This window comes from bacterium (assembly GCA_030654305.1).
In the GTDB taxonomy this organism is placed as follows: Bacteria; Krumholzibacteriota; Krumholzibacteriia; order LZORAL124-64-63; family LZORAL124-64-63; genus PNOJ01.
This window is the reverse complement of sequence record JAURXS010000152.1, coordinates 1-14,896: the sequence shown is the minus strand read 5'-3', so window position 1 is coordinate 14,896 and position 14,896 is coordinate 1. Positions and strand designations below refer to the sequence as shown.

14 protein-coding genes and 1 riboswitch are annotated in these 14,896 nt (G+C 72.5%); of the genes, 5 read left to right on the top strand and 9 right to left on the bottom strand.

Annotated features, from left to right (window positions below; genetic code table 11):
• From Q7W29_04150 to cysK, 3 genes are all read right to left on the bottom strand, one after another.
• On the bottom strand, positions 1–1,933 hold a 1,933-nt coding region (locus tag Q7W29_04150), incomplete at its 3' end, for a M1 family metallopeptidase (protein MDO9171006.1).
• A gap of 94 nt (positions 1,934–2,027) precedes the next feature.
• A complete protein-coding gene (locus Q7W29_04145; protein MDO9171005.1) occupies positions 2,028–2,966 on the bottom strand; it encodes a serine acetyltransferase in 939 nt (312 codons plus the stop codon).
• Between the two features lie 21 nt (positions 2,967–2,987).
• The gene (cysK, locus tag Q7W29_04140; GenBank protein ID MDO9171004.1) at positions 2,988–3,926 is read right to left on the bottom strand and encodes a cysteine synthase A; all 939 of its coding nucleotides are present in this window, start codon (positions 3,924–3,926) and stop codon (positions 2,988–2,990) included.
• 262 nt (positions 3,927–4,188) lie between these two features.
• Here cysK and Q7W29_04135 point away from each other — a divergent pair, with 262 nt between their 5' ends.
• The 4 genes from Q7W29_04135 (at position 4,189) to Q7W29_04120 (ending at position 6,575) form a co-directional block, all read left to right on the top strand.
• A complete protein-coding gene (locus tag Q7W29_04135) occupies positions 4,189–5,241 on the top strand; it encodes a DUF1573 domain-containing protein (GenBank protein MDO9171003.1) in 1,053 nt (350 codons plus the stop codon).
• Between the two features lie 7 nt (positions 5,242–5,248).
• A complete protein-coding gene (locus Q7W29_04130) occupies positions 5,249–5,776 on the top strand; it encodes a rhodanese-like domain-containing protein (GenBank protein MDO9171002.1) in 528 nt (175 codons plus the stop codon).
• A complete protein-coding gene (locus tag Q7W29_04125; protein ID MDO9171001.1) occupies positions 5,769–6,239 on the top strand; it encodes a MauE/DoxX family redox-associated membrane protein in 471 nt (156 codons plus the stop codon). The genes Q7W29_04130 and Q7W29_04125 overlap by 8 nt, the downstream gene beginning before the upstream one ends.
• 156 nt (positions 6,240–6,395) lie before the next feature.
• Positions 6,396–6,575 (top strand): 4Fe-4S binding protein, encoded by a 180-nt coding sequence (locus Q7W29_04120; GenBank protein ID MDO9171000.1) that lies wholly within the window; start codon positions 6,396–6,398, stop codon positions 6,573–6,575.
• Between the two features lie 81 nt (positions 6,576–6,656).
• Here the strand turns inward: Q7W29_04120 and Q7W29_04115 are convergent, their stop codons facing one another.
• From Q7W29_04115 to Q7W29_04090, 6 genes are all read right to left on the bottom strand, one after another.
• Entirely contained in the window at positions 6,657–7,886 is a 1,230-nt protein-coding gene (locus Q7W29_04115) for an MFS transporter (protein ID MDO9170999.1), read from the bottom strand.
• The gene (locus Q7W29_04110) at positions 7,883–8,506 is read right to left on the bottom strand and encodes a cob(I)yrinic acid a,c-diamide adenosyltransferase (protein MDO9170998.1); all 624 of its coding nucleotides are present in this window, start codon (positions 8,504–8,506) and stop codon (positions 7,883–7,885) included. The genes Q7W29_04115 and Q7W29_04110 overlap by 4 nt, the downstream gene beginning before the upstream one ends.
• A gap of 45 nt (positions 8,507–8,551) precedes the next feature.
• A complete protein-coding gene (locus Q7W29_04105) occupies positions 8,552–9,937 on the bottom strand; it encodes a hypothetical protein (protein MDO9170997.1) in 1,386 nt (461 codons plus the stop codon).
• A gap of 15 nt (positions 9,938–9,952) precedes the next feature.
• Complete coding sequence (locus tag Q7W29_04100) at positions 9,953–12,004, bottom strand: TonB-dependent receptor (protein MDO9170996.1); 2,052 nt, start codon at positions 12,002–12,004, stop codon at positions 9,953–9,955.
• Positions 12,005–12,050: 46 nt separating this feature from the next.
• Positions 12,051–12,171, bottom strand: a riboswitch (cobalamin riboswitch).
• A gap of 55 nt (positions 12,172–12,226) precedes the next feature.
• The gene (locus Q7W29_04095; GenBank protein MDO9170995.1) at positions 12,227–13,270 is read right to left on the bottom strand and encodes a tRNA-dihydrouridine synthase family protein; all 1,044 of its coding nucleotides are present in this window, start codon (positions 13,268–13,270) and stop codon (positions 12,227–12,229) included.
• An 82-nt stretch (positions 13,271–13,352) separates the two neighbouring features.
• Positions 13,353–13,886 (bottom strand): ferritin family protein, encoded by a 534-nt coding sequence (locus Q7W29_04090; protein ID MDO9170994.1) that lies wholly within the window; start codon positions 13,884–13,886, stop codon positions 13,353–13,355.
• A gap of 224 nt (positions 13,887–14,110) precedes the next feature.
• Here Q7W29_04090 and Q7W29_04085 point away from each other — a divergent pair.
• The coding region (locus tag Q7W29_04085; protein MDO9170993.1) for a citrate/2-methylcitrate synthase at positions 14,111–14,896 on the top strand (786 nt) is incomplete at its 3' end.

The window sequence follows — 14,896 nt, the reverse complement described above, 5'->3', positions numbered from 1 at the left end:
CGTCCCGGCCGTTCCACAGCTCCTCGCGCTCCAGCAGCGACGACCCGGCGGCGTCCACGTCGCGGCGGTGCAGGCGGCGCCCGGCCGCGTCGAAGATCTCCAGCTTGAGGACCGCCGCCTCCTGCTGCAGGTAGACCAGGGCGATCACCCCGTTGAACGACGGGTTGGGGTACGACCGCAGCAGGCGCAGCGGATCCGGGTTCGCGGCGGCCTCCCGCCAGGCGACCCACCCCAGGGGGTCGAGCGCGGCGGACTGCACCGCGGTGGTGAAGTCGAAGCTCTGCGTCGTCTCCGACCCGACCAGGCGCAGCGCGCGCCACTCCTCGCCCGCCTCGGTCGTCACCCGCACCGGGTAGACGTTGTCGAAGGCCACGCCGCTGCGATCGCGCAGCCGGACTTGCAGGCGCGTGCCCGCGCCGGCGGTGCCGTCCGTCGTCAGGGACGTGAACTCCAGGTGCGGGACCGTCGTGGCCTCCAGCCAGGGAGTGAAGAAGCCCGTGAGGTCCTCGCCGGCGTGCTCGGAGGCGAGGTCGATGAACATCCCGGTGTCCACCACGCCGTGCAGGCGCGCGGTCGCGGTCCAGTCGGCCAACAGCGCGAAGAAATCGCCGTCCCCCATCCTCCCGCGCAGCATGTGCAGGATCCAGGCTCCCTTGTCGTAGACGACCTGGTCGAGGATCGGGAAGGGGTCGTAGACGGGCGTCTCGCCGATCCAGTCCGACGACCAGCGCTTGGAGCGGATCCAGGGGAAGTACCCGTCCTCGCCGTCGGGGGCCATCCCGTACAGATGCTCCTCCCAGAGGGCCTCGGCGTAGGTGGCGAAGCCCTCGTTGAGCCAGATGTCCTGCCAGCCGCGGGGCGTGAGCGCGTCGCCGAACCACTGGTGGGCCAGCTCGTGGACCATGATCCAGTCGTAGTGGTTGTTGCCGCGGATCAGGTTGCGGCCGTAGCTCGTCACGGTCTGGTGCTCCATCGCGCCCGAGTTCATGTTCAGGAATTCCGCGTGGCCGTACTTCTCGTCGGCGAACGGGTAGCGCCCGACGAGGCCCTCCATGACGTCGATCATGTCGCACAGGGGCGCGAAGTCGACCTGGGCGGCGTCCACGTCGTCGGGGTGGACCCAGTGCCGCAGCGGCACGCTGCCGTCGCCGGTCACGCACAGGCTGCCGAAATCGGCGTAGGCGCTCAGGGCCACCGACACCAGGTAGGTGGCGATGGGGTGGTCCTCGCGCCAGATCCGGGTGAGCGTGCCGTCGCCGTGGTCGATCTCGTCCACGAGGCTGCCGTTGGACACCCCGACGAGGCCGGCGGGGGCCGTGATCTCCACCCGGCAGCGGGCCTTGTCGTCGGAGCGGTCCTTGCAGGGCCACCAGGTGCGGGCCGCATCGGGCTGGCTCATGCTCGAGATGATCGGGTCGGTGTCCTCGGGGTAGTCCCAGTACCAGAGGCTCAACCCCTCGCGGGTCCGCAGCGGCAGCGCGTTGCCGTAGGTCACCACGACGCTGTCGACCGCCGCTTCGCGCTTGCCCGCGGTCGTGACGCGCAGCGCGCCGCCCGCCTGGACGAAGGGCAGCGCCGTCTCGCCGTCGGTGACGCCGGTGACCACGGGGCCGACGCAGTCCAGGACCAGCACGCCCGCGTAATCCAGCCCGGCCACGTAGGTGACGGTGACGACGCCCTGGTAGGTCGCAGCGGCGGGATCCAGCGTCAACTGCAGGCGGTAGTCGCGCACGTCGTAGTCGTCACCCGCGAGCGAGGACTTGTCGCCGACGGCGCCGGCCGTCGTCAGGCCGGCCTTGGCGCGCGCCAGGCAGCCGGGATCGGCGTCGGCAGGCGGCGGCGAGGCCGGGGCCGGCCGGGGCGACAGGACGGACAGGGCCAGCAGGGCCGCCGCGCAGACGGGGGCCGCGGACCAGCAACGACGTCGGGACATGGTGTCCTCCGGGGCAGGGGGGGTGGATGTCCGGGAAGATACCCCGGCGGCGGGACGGGGACAACCCCCATCCTGGCCGCGGGAGAAGCGTTGATCAGCGGTCGTCGTGGGTGTGGGTCAGGATGCGCCCGCCGGCCGGCACCGAGGCCACGACCCAGCAGCCGCCGCCGACCACGGCGCCGCGGCCGACGACGGTCTCGCCGCCCAGGATGGTGGCGTTGGCGTAGATCGTCACGTCGTCCTCGATGGTCGGGTGACGCCGGCCGCCCTTGGCCAGCGAGCCGTCGGGTGCGCGCTTGAAGCTCAGGGCGCCGAGGGTGACGCCCTGGTAGATCTTCACGCGGGCGCCGATGCGCGTGGTTTCGCCCACGACCACGCCGGTGCCGTGATCGATGAAGAAGTGCGGGCCGATCGTCGCCCCGGGGTGGATGTCCACGCCGGTGCGGGCGTGCGCCCACTCGCTCATCAGGCGCGGCACGATCGGCACGCCCGCCGCCTGCAGCGGGTGCGCCAGGCGGTGCACGGCGATGGCCAGCAGGCCGGGGTAGCAGAGGATGACCTCGTCGCGCCCGGTGGCGGCGGGGTCGCCCAGGAAGGCGGCCTCGACGTCGGTGCGCACCAGGGCGCGGATCCCCGGCAGCCGACCGAGGTAAGCCAGCGCCAGGCTCTCGGCGGCGGTGGGGATGTCCGACTCCGGGTTCGCGCCGGCCAGGGGCAGCGGCTGCGGCGTGTGGACGCCCTCGCGGGCGCAGAAGGCGAGCGTGCCGCCGAGGATCTCCGCGAGCGCGTCGTAGGCGGCGTCGATCTTCGCGGCGACGAAGGTCTCGAGGCAGGCGCGCGCCCCCAGTCGGCCGCCGAAGTAGCCCGGGAACACGATCGTCAGCAGGTCCTGCAGCACCGCCTCCACCCGCGCGAACGAGGGCAGTTCGGCGTCCCCCGCGCGGTTGAAGCCGCCGGCGGACTGGTAGTCGGCGGCGAGCTCGCGGGCGAGGTCCTGGAGGCGGCCGGAGCAGCGCGGGTCCCTGGGGTTCATGTCGAGCCTCCGTGGCGGCGTTCAGTCGCCGAGCAGGTCGCGGTACAGGTCGGACGTGAGGTAGCGCTCGCCGAAGCTCGGGATCACCACGACGAGGCGCTTGCCGGCGCTCTCGGGCCGCGCGGCCACCGCCAGGGCCGCGTGCAGGGCGGCGCCGGACGAGATGCCGACGAACAGGCCCTCCTCGCGCGCCGCGCGGCGGGCCATGGCCATGGCCTCGTCGTTGGTCACCCGGATCACCTCGTCGATCAGCGCGGTGTCGAGGATCGAGGGCACGAAGCCGGCGCCGATGCCCTGGATCTTGTGCGGGCCGGGCGCCCCCCCGGAGAGGACGGGCGAATCGGCGGGCTCCACGGCCACGGCGCGGAAGCCCGGCCGACGCGCCTTCAGCACCGAGGCGACGCCGGTCAGGGTGCCGCCGGTGCCCACGCCCGAGATCAGCACGTCCACCTCGCCGCCGGTGTCGCGCCAGATCTCCTCCGCCGTCGTGCGGCGGTGGACCTCCGGGTTGGCCGGGTTGTCGAACTGCTGGGGCATGAACGCGCCCGGCCGCTCGGCCAGCAGCTCCCCCGCGCGCGCGATGGCGCCCTTCATGCCCGCGGCCGCCGGCGTCAGCACGAGCTCGGCGCCGAGCGCCCGCATGATGGCGCGCCGTTCGCGGGACATGCTCTCGGGCATCGTCAGGGTCAGCCGGTAGCCCTTGGCGGCGCAGACGAAGGCCAGGCCGATGCCGGTGTTGCCGGACGTCGGCTCGATGATCTCCCCGCCCGGCGCCAGCAGGCCGTCGCGCTCGGCGGCCTCGATCATGGCCTTGCCGATGCGGTCCTTGACGCTGGCCATGGGGTTGAAGAACTCGAGCTTGGCCACCAGGTCGGCGGCGGTCGTGTTCAGGCGGGGCAGGCGGACCAGGGGCGTGTTCCCCACCAGGTCCAGCACGCTGTCGCGGATGCCGGTCGTCATCTCGGATCTCCTTCTAGGCTGGGCGGCCGCCGGAACCGGCGGCGCCCCGTCACGCCATGGTATCCACACGGACGGGCAGCGGCCACCGTAGCCGCCCGCCGGGGGTTCCGGTGGACGTCGCAGAGCATCCGGCTTGCCAGGAGCGCGGAATGTGAGACATTATCGAGTGACCCGCCGCCGTCGGGAACCCGGTGCGGCGGCGGGGGGTTCATGTCCGGATCACGCGCGTTCCCGACCCCAGACCCAAGGATCGGCCACGATCATGACCACGATACGCCGCCTCCCCCTGCGCCGGCTCGCCGGGCTGGCCCTGCTGGCCGTCCTGCCGGCCGTCTTTTCGACCGTCTTTGCGACCGTCGCCCACGCCTCGGCCAAGGTCTCGATCATGCCGCCGGAGATCGACTTCGGCCGCCTCGAACAGAACGAGGCCCGGACCGCCTCCCTGGTCGTCCGCAACGACGGCGACATGGTGCTGGACATCATCAACGTCGAGAGCACCTGCGGCTGCACCGTGGCCAAGCCGGGCCGCAACTCCCTGTCGCCCGGAGAGAGCACGACGATCGAGGTGACGTTCAGCAGCAAGGACTTCCAGGGTCCCCAGCACAAGCTCGTGACGGTCCAGACCAACGACCCGGTCCGCACCATCATCGAGATCCCGATCCTGGCCGAGGTGCACGCGCCGCTGGCCGTGCTGCCCGTCGACAAGGCGGTCACCTTCGGGCGGGTGCCGCTGGGGCAGGGCGCCGAGCAGGTCGTCGAGTTCAGCACCCCCGACCTGCCGACGTTGAGCATCGAAGTCATCAAGACGCGGGCCGACCTGTTCACGATCGAAGTGACGCCGGGCGCCACGGCGAACGCGAAGCGCGCCACGATCCGCCTGCGCAAGGACGCCCCCACGGGCCAGATCCGCGAGCTCGTCACCTTCCACACGAACGTGCCGCAGCGCTCCCAGATCGACATCTCGGTCTCCGGCGCGGTCCTGGCGCCCGTGGTGCTCCTGCCCGAAGAGGTCAACTTCCGCTACGCCGCCCCCAACTCGAAGATGACGCGCCGTTTCATCCTGCGGCCCCAGAGCGGCGCGGTCGTGAACGTCAAGGAAGCGACGATCGACCTGCCCGGCTTCAAGGTGACCTCCATCACCCGCAATGCAGATTCCGGCGAGACGACGATCGAGGTCGAAGGCTTGCCCCTGGCGACCAGCGACCCCGCCGCCATCGCCGCGAAGGGCCGCTTCAACGGCACCCTGCTCGTGCGGACCGACTCGAAGAGCGCGCCGGAGCTCAAGGCCACCGTCAAGTACATGCTCAAGATGTAGGAGCGTCGTGGCCGAGAGCGCACCCGGGATCCAGCCGTTCGCGCGCGCGCGCCCCCTGCGCGAAGCCGCGCTGTTGCTGGCCCTGTCCCTGGCCGCCGCGGGGTTGAGCTGGGCGGTGCGCACGCCGCGCCTGCCGCTGCGCGCCGATCTGGCCGCCTACGAACTCGACCTGGGCTTCCCCATCATGTCGGCCGCCGAAGCGGTGGCCCTCTTCCTGGACAACGCCTGCGTCCCGGTGGACACGCGCGCCGGCGCGCCGGCGCGCCGCATCCCCGGCTCCTTCGCCCTGGGGCAGGAGACCTTCGACGACGACCTGCGGGAGGTCTTCGACTTCCTCTCCCCCGCCGACCCGCTGCTGGTCTACGGCGACGGCAACCTGCTGGTCGCCGCCGCCGTGGCCGGCCGCCTGCGGGAGCGCGGGTTCACGGACATCCACCTGCTGCAGGGATCGCTCGACGGTTGGGAGCAGGCCGGCGGCGAGCTCCAGACCGACGCCGAGATCCAAGCCGAAGACGGGGGGGCCGGGCATGACTGACCCCGCCGCCGTCGGCGTCGCCACCGGCAGCCGCTTCCGGACGATCCCCGACTGGATGGACCTGCTGCTGCGCTTCCTGGTGGGCGGCACCTTCGTCTACGCATCGTTCGACAAGATCCTCGACCCCGCGGGTTTCGCGCAGTCCATCGCCCACTACCGGCTGGCGCCGGCCTGGCTGCTGCACCCGATGGCCATGCTGATGCCCTGGCTGGAATTCGTGGCCGGAGGGGCAATGATCCTCGGCCTCGCCCGCCGCGGCGCCGCTTGGCTGGTGATCCTGATGCTGGTGATGTTCATGGCCGCCATCGGTTCGGCCATGGCGCGCGGCCTGGACATCTCCTGCGGCTGCTTCGGCACCGAGGACGCCCACACCGTGGGCCTTTCGCTGCTGCTGCGCGACCTGGCCCTGCTGGCCGGGGCGGCCGTCCTGGCCGCGGCGAGGGCGACCCGCCGATCCTTCTGACGCTCCTGTGCCCCCGCCCTGTTGACCGTAGCTTTCAATATCGAAACTGAGGAATCAATGATTGACAAGATCGTCGCCCCGGACAATTTTGCCCCTTGAGTACACACCTGCCGGCGTTTCCGGACCCGGGCGTTTTCCCTGACCAAGGAGTCACCCATGCCTGCTTTTGTGAACCCCGACGAGTGCACCGGGTGCGAGTCCTGCATCGAGGCCTGCCCGACCGAGGCCATCGCCATGACCGGCGACGGCGTCGCGAAGGTCGACCCCGACACGTGCACCGACTGCGAAGCGTGCCTGGAGGCTTGCCCGACCGAAGCCATCACGATGGCCGACTGAGTTCCCCGCCGCACAGAACGACGATTCCGGGGCCCCGCGCAAGCGGGGCCTTTACCTTGGTGCCCATCGACGTGGAGGGGTTCAGTTCCGGTTGCGGATCGCTTCGCGGCGCGTGAAGAGGGTCAGCACGATCACGCTCGCCAGCAGGCCGAAGATGAACAGCGCGAGGCGGGGGAACACCGTCGCCAGGCCACCGGCCCGCTCCCAGTCGCCGACCAGCTTGACCGCCAGCGAGCCCATGCCGAAGACGAGCACGAACTTCAGGCCGTAGCCGGTGCTGCGCAGCCGCGGCGGTGTGAGCGCCGCCACCAGGGAGTTCTCGGCCGGCTGCATGCCGAAGGCGAAGAAGGAGTAGGCCATGGCCGCGAGCAGCAGCGCCAGGCCGGACGTCCGCCCCATCAGGACCAGCAGCGGCAGGGCGCAGGCCTGGAAGCCGAAGTAGACCCGCCGCAGGTCGTGGCGATCGGAGAGCCGCCCGCCCACCACCTGCCCCAGGGCGCCGACGAGGTAGGCCAGGGAGGTGAGGGCCGTGGCCGCGACGACGCTGCCCCCGGCGCGGGGCAGCCACGTCCAGCCCTCGACGGCGGCGACCAGCGCGCCGCCCTGCTCCTGGAACCACTTCGGCAGCACCAGGGTCTGACCGCGGTAGGCGATCCCGCCGCACACCATCGCCACGCAGAGCAGCGAGAAGACGAGCACGGTCCGCCGCCGCCCGCGCGGCGACGCCGCCTCGCGGGCGGCGGGCGCGGGCGACCCGTCGGCGCGCAGGCGCAGGGCCAGCACGGCCATCGCGGCCGAAGGCACGGCCAGCACCAGGTAGACGCTGCGCCAGCCCAGCACCACCGCCAGCAGGCCCGCCGCGACCGGGGCGAGGACCTCGCCGAGGTTGCCGGCGACCCCGTTGACGCCCAGAGCCCAGCCCCGGCGCTTCACGCCGGTGGAGATCAGCCCCATGCCCGCGGGATGGTAGATCGAGGCGAACAGGCCCAGGCCGCCCAGCGCCCAGGTCAGCTGCGACGCCGTGCGCGTCAGGCCGGCCCACAGCGAGCAGGCGGCCATGCCCGCCAGGCAGATGACGATCATCAGCCGGGGACGTCGCCACAGGTCGGTCAGCACGCCGGTGGGCAGGGCGCCCAGACCGAACAGCAGGTACATCCAGAAGCCGAGGGCGAGCGCGCGATCGAAGGGCAGGTTCCAGTCCCGCTGGATCGACAGGACCAGGGACGGGAAGATCAGCAGGCCGAAGTGGGCCAGGAAGTGCGCCACCGACGTGACGAGCAGGATGTTCCGCTCGCGCACGGCGTCGTTCACGGCCGCGTCCCGTCATCGCCGTCGGGCGCGTAGGCGGTCCACACGGTCTCCGCCGCCCCGTGGGCCGCGTCGAGCCGGCGCGCGGCGACGAACAGGTAGTCGCTCAGGCGGTTCAGGTAGCGGATCACCGCCGCGGGCACGGCGATGTCGCGGGCCGCGGCGACGGTGCGGCGTTCGGCCCGCCGGCACACCGTGCGCGCGACGTGCAGGGCCGCGGCGGCCGGGACCCCACCCGGCAGGATGAAGCGGCGCAGCGGCGCGAGGCCGCCCTCCATGCGGTCGATCGCCCGCTCGAGGTCCGCCTCGTCGAGACCGGGCACCGGCGCGCCCTCGCGCGCGAGCTGCTCGCTGCGCTCGGGGTCGGCCAGCAAGGCGCCGAGGTCGAACAGCCGCGACTGGATCGTCGACAGTTCGTCGCGCAGCGTCCGGACCGCGTCGGCGTCGCCGGCGGCGGCGGGCGGCGGCGCGGCGCCGAGCAGGGCGACCGCGAGGCCGAGGTGGCTGTTGAGCTCGTCCACCTCGCCGTAGAGATCCACGCGCACGTCCGCCTTGGGGGCGCGACGCCCGCCGATGAGGGACGTCTCGCCGTCGTCGCCGGTCCGGGTGTAGATGCGGGTCATGTCGGCTCCTGGTCGGGGTGCGGGTCCATCCTAGTGCGCGGCCGGTCAGCGCGCCAGGGTGAACAGGCGCGCCTCGCCGGCCGCCTCCCCCGCGCCGGACACGGTCACGCGGTAGGCGCCCGAAGGCAGGGCGCGCCCCGCGCGGTCGCGGCCGTCGAACTCCCACACGGCGCGCCCGTCGGCGCCGGCCGTGCGGTTCGCCTCGCACAGGCGCCGGCCGCGCAGGTCCAGCACCGCGAACGCGACGGCGGCGCCGGGAGCGGCCACGGCGGCGAAGGTCGTGCGCGGGTTGGCCGGGTTGGGCCAGGGCGCGCCCAACGCGGGACCGGCGGCCGCCGCGATGTGGGGAGCCGCGGTCGCGTCGGTCTCCAGGGGCAGGACGGCCTGGAACGGCGGCCGGCCCGTGGGGATCGGGGCCGCGGTCAACTCGGCGGCCGAAGTCTGGTGGAACACGCGCACGCCGGCGGCGCCGGTCGTCCGGTCGCAGAGGTAGATCTGCTGCGCGCCGTCCCACGCCAGGTCCGCGTAATGGTAGCCGTTCGAGGCGACGACGGTCGTGGGGGCAACGCCGCCTGCGGGGTCGAAGGTCTTCAGCGACGTGCGGAAGGACGTGTCGTTCAGGATCGCCCAGGCGCGGTGCGCCCCGGTCATGACGACGTCGACGACCTCGCCGCCGAACTGCTGCTCGGTGACCAGCAGGCCGCTGCTGGTCAGGGTCGCCAGGTCGACCGTCTCGAAGCCCGCGTCCAGCAGGCCGTACTGGCCCACCGTCGGCGCCAGCAGCCGCGTGCCGTCGGGCGACAGCGACAGCGGCGGCGCCGGGTTGTACCCGGCCAGCACGACGGGCGCGCCCCAGGTCCCGGCGACCATGTCGAAGACGAGCAGCAGCCCCGGGCCGGTCGGCTCCCACCAGCCGTCGCGGTTCAGGCGCTGGCAGGTGATGAAGAGGCGGTCGGCGACGGCCAGCATCCAGCCGGTTTCGGGCAGCCCGTCGGCGTCGGCGAAACCGGCGGTGGACCACGACCGCACCACGCCGCCGGCGACGGGATCCACCTCCAGCAGCAGGGCCGCGTCGAGGCAGGAGACGAAGGCGCGCCCGTCGGTGGAGAACGCGATGTCCTGGGGGTTGCGCCCGACCCCGACGCTGAACTGCAGGACGGTGGCCATGCCCTGCGCGGGATCCAGGACCTGGATGTTGGACGCGCTGCGGTTGACCACGTAGTAGCGGCCGTCGTGCCAGCGGCCCACGGCGTCGGACGAGATGGTCGCCACGTCGATCGCGGACAACCAGGGTGCGTCGCGGTCCACGCGCGTGACGCCGCCGACGGTCTGGAAGTCGGTGGTCAGCACGACGAAGTCGTCCCAGGCGACGACGGGCGCGGCCGTGCCCAGGCAGAGGCAGAGGACGGCGAGGCGGAGGCTGCGGTTCACGTTGCCGGCTCCTTGTCAATCGAGGTTCAGGCCCGCCCGGAAGCTGCGGCCCGGAAGCGGAAAACCGGCGACGTCGTACACGTCGGCGTCGGTCAGGTTGACGATCTCCAGCGACGCGGTCAGCGCGCGCCCCCCCCGCCGCCACGCGCGGGCCACGGACGCGTTCCAGAGCGTGCGCACGGGGATGCGGTCGGCGGCGGAGTTGTAGCGGTCGCGGTAGGCCGCGGCCTGGTGCTGCCAGCCCACGCCCAGGCGCCAGGGGCCCATCGGCAGGGCGGCCTCCAGCGCCGCCTCGAATTCCGGCAGGTAGGGCAGGTCCTTGCCGCGGTAGACGGGATCGTCGCCGCGGTCGCGGGTGTCCTGGGCGGTCAGGTTCCCCTGCAGGCGCGGTCCCTGCGGCCGGCCGAGCGCGACCTCCAACTCGACGCCCGAGGCGGACGTGGCGCCGGCGTTGAACGCCTGGCTGGTGTACTGCGACGTCGTCCGCCAGAGGATGGCCCGCTCCACCTCGGTGCGGAACCAGGCCAGTCGCAGATGCAGGTCGGGGTTCGGACGCAGCTGCGCGCAGAGGTCGCGGCTGCTGATCTCCTCGGGCACGAGTTCGCGGTTGCCCTGCACGCCGCCGCGCTGCCCGAAGAGCTCCACCCAGCCCGGCTCGCGCAGTGAGGTGCCGACGTGCCCCTCGAAGAAGAGCGTGCCGGGCCGCGCCTCCCAGGTCAGCCCGAGCACGGGCGCGGCGTCACGGTGGACGTGCGGCGCGGCCAGCGGCGGCGGCGGCAGCCACGGCAGAGCCGGCAGCGCCGGGAAATCGTCCTCCAACCGGCTCCAGCGCCACTGGGGCCGCAGCGTGAGGCGGGGCGCGTAGAAGAGGGCCTCCAGCACGGCCGCCGCGCCCAGCGTGGTGCGCGTGCGCAGGGGATCGTCCAGGCCCGGGACCGTCTCGTCGTACCACTGCCGGCGGCCCTCGGCGCTCAGGCGCCAGCGCAGTTCCGCGCCGTCCCCCGCCTGCCGGCCGCCGCGCCAGCCGAGGCGTGCGAAGGCCTGCTCGCTGCGGGACGTCGACACGCCGGCGGGATCCCAGCCCACCTCGCGCTCGAGGTCCTCGAGGCGTTCGTCCTCGCGCCCGACGAAGAGGTCCAGCCCCAGCCGTTCCCGCGGGTCGGACAGGGACAGCCGCAGGTCGCTGCCGTCGCGGCGCAGCGCTGCGTGCGGACTCTCGAACCCGCCGACCGGTCCCGGACGGCCGCCCTCGCGCCGCAGCGCGTTGAGCCGCCAGCGGGCCAGCAGGGCCGGTCCGTGCCAGCTGCCGGACAGACTGCCGCCGTGCTCGCGCCAGCCGGCGTTGCGGCGCACCGCGTCGCGGTCGTCGTCGGGGTTGGCGAAGGTCTGGTTGTGGTCGCGGTAGCCGAAGGCGTTGTCGGTGCGGCGCGCGTGCAGCAGCAGGCCCAGCTCCACGGCCCCCGCGCTCAGGGTCCGCTCCCCCCGCACCGAGGCTTCGCCGAAGGAACCGGCGCCGAAGCGCAGGCCGCCGCCGGCGGCGCCGCGGCGGGTCACGAGGTTCACGGCGCCCGCGCCGCCGCCGCCGCCGAAGCGGGCGGGCACGTAGCCGCGGTAGATCTCGGCGCTCGCGTAGCGCGCCAGCGGCAGGCGGGAGAGGTCGACGCCGCCGTCCTGGGCGTCGGCCAGGGGCAGCCCGTCGACCAGCACCTGGACCTGGGCCGACGTCGAGCCGCGGATGGAGGGCACGGCCTCGGCGCCCAGCCCGCCGTAGCGCCGCACCTGCAGGCCGGCGACGCCGGCCACCAGTTCGGCCAGGTCGCCGGGCGCGCCGGGGCGGTCGAGGTCCACGATGGTGACCGTGGCGTCGCCGACGGGGAACGGGGACGCGGAGACCGCCGGCCCGAGGACCGTGATGGTGTCGGCGTAGGTCAGGAAGTCGAGTTCGACGAGGTCGTATTGCTCCGACGCGAGGTCGGACCCGCCCGCGTCCGGCTGTGCCGCGAGCGGTGGGACGAGAAGGCAACCGAGGCCGGCGATGAGCAGGGACGCACCGATGCCGCGCAGCATGCCACGAACTCCTCCCGCGAGGGTGATGGCAGAGGTCCGGGGATCGGTCTCCTGGCTCGCGGGTCGTCCTACTCCCCGTGCCTTCCCGGTCGCATGGACCAGTGGCTTCGTACGGGTTTCGTCGCCGCTCACAGTGGCGGGGCCGCGCCGGATTCGCACCGGCTTCCGGGTGATCACCGGAATGGATGTCGTCGGCGGCCGCGGGGCGGCCGCGGGGGGAGCTTACGCTCCGGGGTGGTCGCCGTCAAGCAGGCGCGCCCAGATCCGCCGGTGGTCCTGCTCCTGCTCGCTCGCCAGCAGCAGTTCCTCGGGATCGTCGCCGGGCCAGTCGACGCGTCGCTGGATCGGCGACGTCTCCTGCGCGAGGACGTCCGCCTGCGTGAAGGGCCGGTAGCGGTGCCAGAACCCCAGGTGCCAGAGCGTGAAGCGTTCGACGCGGGCCAGGCCCTTCTCGTCGTCGCCGAAGTGCTCCTTGGCGAGCGCCACGTAGCGCGCCATCACCGCCCAGCGCTCCGCGACCGTGGGGTACCACGGCCGCCCCTCCTTCAGCTCCCGGAAGACCCACGGCTTGATCAGCGCGCCGCGCGCCACGACCACGCCGGCGACCGGCGCCTGCGCGAGGCGCCGGTCGCGGTCCCAGACCGTCAGGATGTCGCCGTTGCCCAGCACCGGGATCGCGACGGCGCGCGCGGCGTCGGCGATGGCGTCCCAGTCCGCGTCGCGCCGGTAGCGCTGCTCGCGCGTGCGGCCGTGGACCACCAGGGCGTCGGCGCCCTCGGCCTCGGCCAGGCGGGCGAGTTCCGGGGCGTTCACCTTCTGTTCCGACCAGCCGAGCCGCAGCTTCACCAGCAGCGGCAGGTCGACGGCCGCGCGCGCGGCGGCCACCATGGCGGCCAGCCGCGCCGGCCGCTGCAGCGCCGCCGCGCCGATCCCCTTGCGGACCATCAGGTCGATCGGGCAGCCGAAATTCAGGTCGAGGTAGTCGGCGCCGGCGTCCGCGGCGATGCGGGCGGCCTCGGCCATGAGCTCCGGCTTGCTGCCGGCGATCTGGATGCCGAAGGGCCCCTCCTCGGGATGCCGGCGCATCAGCGCGATCTCGAGGCGGCTGGCCTTGACGAGCTTGTGGGCGAGCAGCATCTCGCAGCAGGTCGTGTCCGCCCCGTACTGCTTGCAGAAGCGGCGGTAGGGCAGGTTGCCGCCCATGGCCATCGGCGCCAGGGCGGTGACGCCGCGGAAGAGATCACGGGCGGCGGCGCGGTCGGTCATCGTCGGCTCCTTCGAGACGCGGCCGCCCCGCCGGCGTGGCGGAGCGGCCGCTGGTCGCAACGGGACGGGCTTCGCCGACGGCCTAGCCGCCGTCGAGCATGCCGCCTTCCTCGTACTCGTGCCAACCCTGCGGGTCGCGGATGTATTCGTAGGTGTTCTTCAGCAGGTCGTAGTGGGACTGCTCCTCGCCGGCCAGGTGCTCGAACAGGCGCTTGGCCTCGGCGCTCTCCATGGTCGCGGCGGCCTTGGCGTACATCGTGTAGCCCTTGCGCTCGACCTCCATGGCTCCCTTGAGGATCTCGAGGTCCTCCTCCACGTACCGGTAGGGATCCTTGACGCCCTCGAGGGCCGTCTCGAAGATCTGCCGGGGCGACCGGTCGTGCGGGTGGTCGGCGCCGGCGCTGAGCGGCGACAGGTTGTGCGTGCGGATCAGTTCGTCGCGCAGACCGATCAGGTAGGCGCGGTGGCCCTGCTCGTCCTTGGCGAGGGACTGGAAGATCTTGCGCTCGACCCCCGAGCCGGCCGATTCGGCGTGCTCGGTGAAGAAGCGGATGCCTTCCTCCTCGAAGGCGATGGCGTCGCCGAGGATCTCGATGCACTTGGTCACGTCGCTCATGTGCCTGCCTCCAGATCGACTCTTTCCAGGGGGATGTCCGGCGTCCCTGGCGAACGCCCCCACCATGGTAATCGCTGCCCCCGCGAATGACAAACGCGATGCCCCTTGAATTTGTCGCGTGGTTGCGATTATGTTTCGTCGCAGAGCGATGCAGATCCGCAAGATGTTAAGGCGAGTTGCGGACTCCGCTTTATGCCGAGCCCCGACCCACCAAGGAGGCCCCCATGGCTAAGCTCCAGACGCGCATGGCCCAGCTCATCCCCGAATGGCGCCAGGAGATCCGCACGCTCGTGCAGACCCACGGCGACACCAAGATCAGCGACGTCACCGTCGCCCAGGCCTACGGCGGCATGCGCGGCGTGAAGGGCATGGTCTGCGACACCAGCGAGGTGCCGCCCGACGTGGGCCTGCTGATCCGCGGCACCCCGATCGCCGAGCTGGCCGACCGCACGCCCGAGGACGTCTTCTACCTGCTGTGCACCGGCGAGATGCCGTCGTCCCGCGACAGCAAGGCCCTGCAGCAGGACCTGGCCGAGCGGGCCCGCGTGCCGGCCTACGTCTGGCGGGTCCTGGAGGCGATGCCGAAGGATTCCCACCCGATGTGCATGTTCGACACCGCGATCCTGGCCATGGAGCGCGAGTCGAAGTTCCGCGACGCCTACTACGAGGGCATGAACAAGCTGGACTACTGGAAGCCCACGCTGGAGGACTCGCTGGACCTGATCGCGAAGCTGCCGGCCATCGCCGCCGGCATCTACCGCATGCGCTACCGCAAGGGTCCGCGGATCTCGCCGAAGAAGGACCTGACCTGGTCCCAGAACTTCGCCCACATGCTGGGCGTCAAGGACCCGGACGGGGAGTTCGCCGAGTGCATGCGCCTGTACCTGGTGCTGCACTGCGACCACGAGGGCGGCAACGTCTCGGCCCACACCTGCCACCTGGTGGGCTCGGCCCTGAGCAACGCCTACTACAGCGTGTCGGCGGCCTTGAACGGCCTGGCCGGCCCCCTG

Excerpts from the sequence above, each read along its gene's own strand:
- Q7W29_04135 (MDO9171003.1), top strand. The coding sequence starts at position 4,189 with ATGACCACGATACGCCGCCTCCCCCTGCGCCGGCTCGCCGGGCTGGCC.
- Q7W29_04100 (MDO9170996.1), bottom strand. The coding sequence starts at position 12,004 with ATGCTGCGCGGCATCGGTGCGTCCCTGCTCATCGCCGGCCTCGGTTGC.
- cysK (MDO9171004.1), bottom strand. The coding sequence starts at position 3,926 with ATGACGACCGGCATCCGCGACAGCGTGCTGGACCTGGTGGGGAACACG.
- Q7W29_04125 (MDO9171001.1), top strand. The coding sequence starts at position 5,769 with ATGACTGACCCCGCCGCCGTCGGCGTCGCCACCGGCAGCCGCTTCCGG.
- Q7W29_04110 (MDO9170998.1), bottom strand. The coding sequence starts at position 8,506 with ATGACCCGCATCTACACCCGGACCGGCGACGACGGCGAGACGTCCCTC.
- Q7W29_04095 (MDO9170995.1), bottom strand. The coding sequence starts at position 13,270 with ATGACCGACCGCGCCGCCGCCCGTGATCTCTTCCGCGGCGTCACCGCC.
- Q7W29_04120 (MDO9171000.1), top strand. The coding sequence starts at position 6,396 with ATGCCTGCTTTTGTGAACCCCGACGAGTGCACCGGGTGCGAGTCCTGC.
- Q7W29_04145 (MDO9171005.1), bottom strand. The coding sequence starts at position 2,966 with ATGAACCCCAGGGACCCGCGCTGCTCCGGCCGCCTCCAGGACCTCGCC.
- Q7W29_04090 (MDO9170994.1), bottom strand. The coding sequence starts at position 13,886 with ATGAGCGACGTGACCAAGTGCATCGAGATCCTCGGCGACGCCATCGCC.